Origin of the sequence: Neisseria sp. GT4A_CT1, assembly GCF_000227275.1 — a bacterium.
Classification (GTDB): Bacteria; Pseudomonadota; Gammaproteobacteria; order Burkholderiales; family Neisseriaceae; genus Neisseria.
Map to the genome: position 1 here is coordinate 17,858 of NZ_JH164966.1, position 7,258 is coordinate 25,115.

Here is a 7,258-nt window from a genome sequence, read left to right on the forward strand (position 1 = left end):
CGAATCGGGAGCGGACGCGATTGTGATGGGCGCGGGATTGCCGCTGGATTTGCCCGAAATGACCGAGGGTTATCACAAAGATGTCGCCCTGTTCCCGATTTTGTCCGAATCGCGCGGTATCGGCATCGTATTGAAACGCTGGATGAAAAAAGGTGTTTTGCCCGATGCCATCGTTATCGAACATCCCGCACACGCTGCCGGACACTTGGGCGCGGCAAGCGTGGCAGGTGTGAACGATGCCAAGTTTGAATTCAAACGCGTCATCGAAGAAACTTTCGAAGTATTCAAGAACTTAGGTCTTGAAAGCGAAAAAATCCCGCTCATCCTCGCCGGAGGCATGGCGAACTTTGAAAAAGTCAAAACCGCGCTGAAAAACTGGGGCGCATCCGCCGTCCAAATCGGCACGGCGTTTGCGGTTACCGAAGAAGGCGATGCCCACATCAACTTCAAAAAAACGCTGGCAGGCGCAGAAACCGAGCATGTTGTCGAATTTATGTCCGTCGCCGGACTGCCCGCACGCGGTGTGCGCACCAAATTCCTAGACAGCTACATCAAACGCGAATCCAAGCTGCAAGCCAATGCCAAAGCCGACCCGCGCCGCTGTACTCAAGGCTTGAACTGTCTGACCAGCTGCGGCCTGCGCGACGGTTTGGCCAAAGCCGGACAATTCTGCATTGACATCCAACTCTCCGCCGCCTTCCGTGGCGAAGTCGATAAAGGCTTGTTTTTCCGAGGTAAAGACCCGCTGCCGTTTGGCAACGCCATCCGCACGGTGCAAGAAACCATCCAATATCTGCTCAACGGCGCTCTTCCCGCAGCAGCCAAATAATTCATACCCACAGATGAACGCTAAAAAAGGGCATATTTCAATGTGCCCTTTTTTAGTGGATTAACTTTAAATCAGGACAAGGCGAGGCAACGCCGTACTGGTTTAAAGTTAATCCACTATATTTTGCCTGCAAATCGCGTGATGCTTAAAAAGGTCGTCTGAAACCGATATTCAGACGACCTTTTCTCAACGCTGCCTCCCTTTTCCTGCACACATTGTCAACAAAATCCGCATAAAAAATGCTAAGATGACCGTCTCGATAGACATTTGGAACACCCATGAACCCACTACTCAACCAGCTCCAACCCTATCCGTTTGCCCGCCTACGCGAAGCCATGCAGGGCGTTAACCCTCCCGAAGGCGTCGCCCCCGTCCACCTGCACATCGGCGAGCCGAAACACCCTACCCCCGAAGTCATCACCAATGCGCTGACCGCCTCGCTGCACGAACTGGAAAAATACCCCCTGACCGCAGGTCTGCCCGAGCTGCGTCAAGCCTGTGCCGACTGGATGCGCCGCCGTTACGACGGACTGACCGTCAATCCCGAAACGGAAGTCCTGCCCGTACTCGGCAGCCGCGAAGCCTTGTTTTCCTTCGTTCAAACCGTCTTAAACCCCGTTTCAGACGACCTCAAACCCGTCGTCCTCAGCCCCAACCCGTTCTACCAAATCTACGAAGGCGCAGCCATTCTCGGCGGCGGCGAAATCCGTTTTGCCAACTGCCCTGCCCCGTCCTTCAAGCCCGATTGGAAAAGCATTACCGAAGACGTATGGCAACGCACCAAAGTCATGTTCGTCTGCTCGCCCAACAACCCCAGCGGCAGCGTCCTGCAACTGGAAGACTGGCAAGAAATCTTTGATCTGCAAGACAAATACGGTTTCATCATTGCTTCCGACGAATGCTATTCCGAAATCTATTTCGACGGCAACAAACCCATAGGCGGCTTACAGGCGGCAGCGCAATTAGGACGCAGCAACCGCAACATCGTCATGTTCACCAGCCTCTCCAAACGTTCTAACGTCCCCGGACTGCGTTCCGGTTTTGTCGCAGGCGATGCCGAATTGCTTAAAAACTTCCTGCTCTACCGCACCTACCACGGCAGCGCAATGAGCATCCCCGTCCAACGCGCCAACATCGCCGCATGGAACGACGAGGAACACGTCATCGCCAACCGCCGCCTGTATCAGGAAAAATTCGACCGCGTCATTCCCATTTTGCAGCAGGCATTCGATGTCAAACTGCCCGACGCATCATTCTACATCTGGCTGAAAGTCCCCGATGGCGACGATTTGTCATTTGCCAAAAACCTCTGGCAAAAAGCCGCCATCCAAGTCCTCCCCGGCCGCTTCCTCGCCCGCGATACCGAATGGGGCAATCCAGGCGAAGGCTACGTCCGCATCGCCTTGGTCGCCGATGTCGACAGCTGCGTCAAAGCCGCCGAAACCATCGTTTCCCTGTATCGCTGAACAAGGGTGCAGTTCAATAAAAGGTCGTCTGAAAACCTCAAATCTGAGTTTTCAGACGACCTTTTTAATTCCATTCAAATAGCCTTTGCTATAACGGTATTTACTTCACTTATCAAACTTGCCCATAAAACATTTTAAACCTACAATGCCGCTGTTTATCACATCTCCGAGTCCATCATGTTCTTCGTCCTTTCTCCCGCCAAAAACCTCAATGAAAAAGACCCAGCACCCGTCAAAGAATTCACCCAACCCGACCTCTTGGCGGAAGCCGAAATCCTGATGTGCCAACTGCGTGAACTTGCTCCGCAGCAAATCGCCGAGCTGATGCACGTTTCCGACAAAATCGCCCTCTTAAACGCCGAGCGCAACGCCGAATGGCATACGCCGTTTACCCCCGACAACGCCAAACAGGCAGTCTTTATGTTCAACGGCGACGTTTACGAAGGCATCGCCGCAGACACCCTCAAACCCGAACAAATCCAATATCTGCAACAACATGTCCGCCTGCTTTCCGGCCTCTACGGCATCCTGCGCCCGCTGGATTTGATGCAGCCCTACCGCTTGGAAATGGGAACAGCGTTTGCCAACACACGCGGTAAGAACCTGTATGAATTTTGGGGCAACATCATCACCGACCTGCTGAACGATACCCTTGCCCAAGCAGGCAGCGACATATTGGTTAACCTCGCTTCGCAAGAATATTTCAAATCCGTCAACACTAAAAAACTTAAAGCCCGCCTGATTACCCCCGTTTTCAAAGATGAAAAAAACGGCAAATACAAAATCATCAGCTTCTACGCCAAACGCGCGCGCGGACTGATGGTACGCTACGCGGCGGAACACAATATTACCGACCCTGAAATGCTGAAAAATTTCGATTACGAAGGCTACGCATTTAACGCAGCAGCGTCGAATGAGTCCGAATGGGTGTTCATGCGAAAAGAACAAACCAAGTAAAAACAAAAAACTAAATATTCCCCTAAAAATTTCGCTTGGCAAACCCGACAAATTTCATTATTATTTCGGCTTCAAGAAACGGAAGCGTGGCAGAGCGGTTTAATGCAACGGTCTTGAAAACCGTCGAGGGTTGATAGCCCTCCGTGAGTTCGAATCTCACCGCTTCCGCCATTTCTTGAAAATAGAAAAACCAAATAAAAATGAAGTGAAGCCCAGCCAACAGCATTTTTATTTGGTTTTACTTTATTCTACGGAAACGTGGCAGAGAGGCTGAATGCAGCGGACTCGAAATCCGCTGAGGGTGCAAATCCTCCGTGGGTTCGAATCCCACCGTTTCCGCCAAACCGGACAAAAGCTGCTCTTTCCATAGCAGCTTTTTTTGAATCTGCCTCCCAAGTATTGGCTATGTATAGGGGATGGACCCAACTTCAAGGGGCATTCAGTTTTCAGACGACTTTGGATTCGGATGTCAAGTGCATCAGTGGTTGGAACAGATTCAAAAATAAAACACTTGGCGTTTCGTAACCAAGTGTTTTTCTTGGGCGGATAAGAATGTTAATGTGTTGCATTGCAGGAAAGGCCAGTATGCTACCGCATACCGGCCTTTTTCTGTTATGGAAAGTTGTACTTCAAATCTGAATCCGCCGTCGTCTGAAAAGCATCAATTACTTTTTCAGACGACCTTTGCGTATTTGCCGAATAGTTACTGCTCTTCCAAGCGTCCGTCGTGCATCAGCATAACCCGCTCAAAGCGGACTGCCAACTCGTCATCATGCGTGACCACAATCAGGCTGGTATTCAACTCTGATTTCAGATCCAGCATCATATCCAGTACATTTTGCGCATTTTTACGGTCAAGATTGCCTGTCGGCTCGTCAGCGAGCAAACATTTTGGACGCGTCACCAGCGCGCGCGCAATGGCGGCACGTTGGCGTTCGCCACCGGAAAGCTCGCTGGGGCGGTGCTGTATGCGCTTTTTCAAACCCGCTTTTTCCAACATTTCAACCGCACGCTGTTCTGCTTCGGCTTTTTTCATCTTGCCGATTAAAAGCGGCATCATGACGTTTTCCAAAGCGGAAAATTCAGGCAGCAAATGGTGGAACTGGTACACGAAACCCAAATACTGATTGCGCAGCAGACCCAGTTGTTTCTGCCCCAACTGACTCAAATCCTGTCCCATCAGTACCACGCTGCCAGAAGTCGGCTTATCCAAACCGCCCAAAATGTGCATCAAGGTCGATTTGCCGCTACCGGACGAACCGATAATGCTGACGCTTTGACCTTCGAGCACTTCTAGCCTCAGCTGATTCAAAACGTTGACATTCAATTGACCGTCTTTGTAGCTTTTGCTGACATTATCGCATTTCAAAACTACTTTATTCATAGCGCAAAGCCTCCGCCGGTTGGGTTCTTGCAGCACGCCAGCTTGGATAGAGCGTAGCGATAAACGACAAAATCAGGGAAATGCAGGCTATCAGCACAACATCATGAACACTGACGTCACTCGGGATATAATCAATGAAATAAACTTGTGATTTGATGAATTGGAAACCAAACCAACTCTCTAACTGTTTGACAATACTGCCCACGTTCAAAGCCAGCGTGACACCGGTAATCACACCGGTTAAGGTGCCGAAAAAGCCGGCAAATACGCCCTGCACCATAAAAATTTTCATAATGCTGCCCGGGGAGACACCCAAAGTCCTCAAAATGGCAATATCGGCTTGTTTTTCCGTAACCGCCATGACCAAAGAAGAAACCAAGTTAAAGGTGGCTACGGCAACAATCAGCAGCAGAATGATGAACATCACCCTTTTCTCCATTTCTACGGCCTCGAAATAACTGCGGTTGGTGTATGTCCAATCGCGCAACCATACTTCTTCTTGCAGATTTTTCGGCAGCAGTGTTTCGGTGAACGACGGCGCGTTGATCGGATCGGCAAGTTTCAATCTCAAGCCTGCCGCATTTTCATCTAGGCGGTACAAGACTTGGGCATCTTTCATGTGTGTCAATGCCAGAGAATTGTTCAATTCATGGATTTTGGTTTTGACCAAGCCGACAACTTTAAATTGTTTCAGACGAGGTACGACACCGGCAGGCGTCACGTTGCCTTCAGGTGTAACGACGGTGATTTTTTCACCAACCTTTACATCCAAAGTCTCAGCCAGATCCTGCCCCAAAATAATATCGAATTCGCCCGGCTTCAAATCATCAAAACTGCCCACAGGCATTTCTTTACTGTATTCAACGATCTTTTTTTCTTCATCAGGCAAAATCCCGCGGATTTGAACACCTTGGACCTCACCCGCATTTGCCAGCAATGCTTGCCCCGAAACATAAGGTGCCGACTGAAGCACCTCTTTGCGTCCTTTAATAATCTCGCGTAGGCTCTCCCAGCTTTTACCGTTGCCGTTATCGTAATAACCCATTTCGGCATGAGGAGCCACTTTCAAAAGCTGCCCCCGTATGTCTCTCTGAAAGCCCGCCATGACAGACAATACGACAATCAAAGCCATTACACCGAGTGCAATACCTACAATAGAAATGACGGTGATAAACGACATGAAGCCATTGCGTTTTTTTGCCCGCAAATAGCGCAGTCCTATCCAAGTCTCTAAAGAAGCCATTTATATGCCTCATCCGTTTGTCAAAAAACGCCTATTGTACCGTAAAACCGACAGGTCGTCTGAATACGCCGAAACGACCGAGAATAGAGACATCGCAATTTGTAAACCAAAGTCTTCTTATTCAGGGCTACCGTAAAATCGGCCGAAAAACTTGCACAATCATCTATTCGGCCTTATTCTGAAATCGCGGTAAAGTTTACCGCCATCAAAAAGGAAAACCATTAATGAACATCACAAAATTCTTAGCATTATCCGTTGCCGCTGCCGGATTGGCATTCAGTGCAAATGCGTATGCGGCTAAGGAGATTAAAATCAGTTCAAACAATACGTCCTATTCCGCTGCCGACGTGCAAAAACTTGCCGCAACCGCAGTCGGCATGGGTGTTAAAGAACCGGTTAGCCTGACCGCAGGCAGCGGTGTCGTCACCGTATCCGGCAGCAGCGCCACCAAATGTGCCTTTAAAGTAGGCAGCGGCGACACTCCGCAAATTCAAGGCGTAAGCTGCAAATAAACCGGCTTTGTTTGAAATAAGGTCGTCTGAAACGCGTTTTCAGACGACCTTATTGTTTATTCCTTGATTGCGCGCCTTTCATAAACGGCCTGCGCCAAAGTCCCTGCATCGACATATTCCAACTCTCCCCCCAAAGGGATGCCTCTGGCAAGACGGCTGACTTTGTATGGAAGGTTTTTAAACAATTCTGCCAACACATACGCCGTCGCATCTCCTTCGGCAGTAAAGTTTGTTGCAATGATGATTTCTTCGACATCGGCGTTCTGCAACCTTGCCACCAGTTTGTCCAATGCGATGGCGCTCACATCCATCCCTTGCGCGGGACTGATTTGTCCCATCAGCACAAAATACAAGCCGTCATGGCAATTGGCAGTTTCCATATTGGAAACATCTGCCGGCATATGGACGATCATCAGGCGGTGTTTGTCGCGCGATTCGTCAGAACAGATATCACACACACTCCCTTCGCAAAATGTGTTGCACATCCTGCAATGCTGGACTTGCTTTAATGCATATTGCAAAGCATCAACCAACTCCTGCGCCTGCTCCCGCTTGCTTTGCAGCAATTGATGCGCCATGCGCTGCGCGGATTTCGGACCGACATTGGGTAGAATTTTCAAGGCATTAATCAGCCGCGTAAAAGCATCGGGAGCTTTGCTCATGGTATTCAGACGACCTCTAACCGAAAAACAAGGAAAATCGGAATGTGTATAGTAGTGAAATCACTATATATAGTGGATTAACTTTAAATCAGGACAAGGCGACGAAGCCGCAGACAGTACAGATAGTACGGAACCGATTCACTTGGTGCTTCAGCACCTTAGAGAATCGTTCTCTTTGAGCTAAGGCGAGGCAACGCCGTACTGG

General features: G+C 49.5%; 7 protein-coding genes, 2 tRNA genes and 1 pseudogene. 7 read left to right on the plus strand and 3 right to left on the minus strand.

Features of this window, described 5'->3' with window-relative positions; genetic code table 11:
- The 5 genes from HMPREF1028_RS04840 to HMPREF1028_RS04860 all read left to right on the plus strand — a co-directional run.
- On the plus strand, positions 1 to 829 hold an 829-nt coding region (locus tag HMPREF1028_RS04840), incomplete at its 5' end, for a nitronate monooxygenase family protein (protein WP_009311683.1).
- 278 nt (positions 830 to 1,107) lie between these two features.
- The gene (gene dapC, locus HMPREF1028_RS04845; RefSeq protein ID WP_009311684.1) at positions 1,108 to 2,295 is read left to right on the plus strand and encodes a succinyldiaminopimelate transaminase; all 1,188 of its coding nucleotides are present in this window, start codon (positions 1,108 to 1,110) and stop codon (positions 2,293 to 2,295) included.
- A 177-nt stretch (positions 2,296 to 2,472) separates the two neighbouring features.
- Positions 2,473 to 3,252: a peroxide stress protein YaaA gene (gene yaaA / locus HMPREF1028_RS04850; protein WP_009311685.1), complete on the plus strand. Its 780-nt coding sequence runs from the start codon at positions 2,473 to 2,475 to the stop codon at positions 3,250 to 3,252.
- Between the two features lie 80 nt (positions 3,253 to 3,332).
- Positions 3,333 to 3,423 (plus strand) — tRNA-Ser (locus tag HMPREF1028_RS04855).
- A gap of 81 nt (positions 3,424 to 3,504) precedes the next feature.
- Positions 3,505 to 3,594 (plus strand) — tRNA-Ser (locus tag HMPREF1028_RS04860).
- Positions 3,595 to 3,955: 361 nt separating this feature from the next.
- Here HMPREF1028_RS04860 and lolD read toward each other — a convergent pair.
- Together lolD and HMPREF1028_RS04870 are read right to left on the minus strand one after the other, a co-directional pair.
- Complete coding sequence (gene lolD, locus HMPREF1028_RS04865; RefSeq protein WP_003760685.1) at positions 3,956 to 4,636, minus strand: lipoprotein-releasing ABC transporter ATP-binding protein LolD; 681 nt, start codon at positions 4,634 to 4,636, stop codon at positions 3,956 to 3,958.
- Positions 4,629 to 5,879, minus strand: a complete 1,251-nt coding sequence (locus HMPREF1028_RS04870) for a lipoprotein-releasing ABC transporter permease subunit (RefSeq protein ID WP_003778670.1) — start codon at positions 5,877 to 5,879, stop codon at positions 4,629 to 4,631. Before HMPREF1028_RS04870 ends, lolD begins: the two co-directional genes overlap by 8 nt.
- Positions 5,880 to 6,103: 224 nt before the next feature.
- On the opposite strand from HMPREF1028_RS04870, the gene HMPREF1028_RS04875 reads away from it, so the two are divergent.
- The gene (locus HMPREF1028_RS04875) at positions 6,104 to 6,391 is read left to right on the plus strand and encodes a hypothetical protein (RefSeq protein ID WP_003760695.1); all 288 of its coding nucleotides are present in this window, start codon (positions 6,104 to 6,106) and stop codon (positions 6,389 to 6,391) included.
- Between the two features lie 56 nt (positions 6,392 to 6,447).
- On the opposite strand, the gene recR is transcribed toward HMPREF1028_RS04875, so the two are convergent.
- Entirely contained in the window at positions 6,448 to 7,053 is a 606-nt protein-coding gene (gene recR / locus HMPREF1028_RS04880) for a recombination mediator RecR (RefSeq protein ID WP_009311686.1), read from the minus strand.
- A 7-nt stretch (positions 7,054 to 7,060) separates the two neighbouring features.
- On the opposite strand from recR, the pseudogene HMPREF1028_RS14545 reads away from it, so the two are divergent.
- A pseudogene (locus tag HMPREF1028_RS14545) lies at positions 7,061 to 7,184 on the plus strand (IS5/IS1182 family transposase); the annotation flags it as partial.
- Positions 7,185 to 7,258 lie beyond the last annotated feature (74 nt).

Bases quoted from the DNA above. Each gene is read 5' to 3' on its own strand.
- recR (WP_009311686.1), bottom strand. From the start codon at position 7,053: ATGAGCAAAGCTCCCGATGCTTTTACGCGGCTGATTAATGCCTTGAAA.
- dapC (WP_009311684.1), top strand. From the start codon at position 1,108: ATGAACCCACTACTCAACCAGCTCCAACCCTATCCGTTTGCCCGCCTA.
- lolD (WP_003760685.1), bottom strand. From the start codon at position 4,636: ATGAATAAAGTAGTTTTGAAATGCGATAATGTCAGCAAAAGCTACAAA.
- yaaA (WP_009311685.1), top strand. From the start codon at position 2,473: ATGTTCTTCGTCCTTTCTCCCGCCAAAAACCTCAATGAAAAAGACCCA.
- HMPREF1028_RS04870 (WP_003778670.1), bottom strand. From the start codon at position 5,879: ATGGCTTCTTTAGAGACTTGGATAGGACTGCGCTATTTGCGGGCAAAA.
- HMPREF1028_RS04875 (WP_003760695.1), top strand. From the start codon at position 6,104: ATGAACATCACAAAATTCTTAGCATTATCCGTTGCCGCTGCCGGATTG.